The organism is Micrococcus sp. MS-ASIII-49 (assembly GCF_000946635.1).
Classification (GTDB): Bacteria; Actinomycetota; Actinomycetes; order Actinomycetales; family Micrococcaceae; genus Micrococcus; species Micrococcus luteus.
Map to the genome: position 1 here is coordinate 1 of NZ_JXSP01000132.1, position 347 is coordinate 347.

Annotated in this window: 1 protein-coding gene; it reads left to right on the forward strand. The window is 80.1% G+C overall.

Annotated elements, in window-relative coordinates:
- Positions 1–81: 81 nt before the first annotated feature.
- Positions 82–347 (forward strand): Maf family protein (locus tag SJ20_RS09255; protein ID WP_044659709.1); only part of this gene is annotated, 266 nt, incomplete at its 3' end.

Consider the following 347-nt stretch of genomic DNA (forward strand, 5'->3'; position numbering starts at 1 on the left):
CGACTTCGACCTCAAGGCCTTCCACACCCGGGCCCTGCGCCTGGGCGGCATGGGCCTGGACACCCTGCGGGAGGCGCTCGCGTGATCCCGCACGACGACGGCGCGGCCGGCCCCGGCACGGGCCTGCGGCTGGTGCTCGGCTCGGCCTCCCCCGGCCGGGCGGAGGTCCTGACCCGGGCGCGGATGCCGTTCCGCGTCGTCGTCTCGGGGGTGGACGAGGCGGCCGTGGGCGCGGCGGCGGGCGACCCGTCGCCGGCGGAGCTGGCAGGCCTGCTGGCGGAGGCCAAGGGCCGCGACGTGGCCGCCCGGGTGGCGGCCGCCGGCGTCGAGGCCCCCACGCTCGTGCT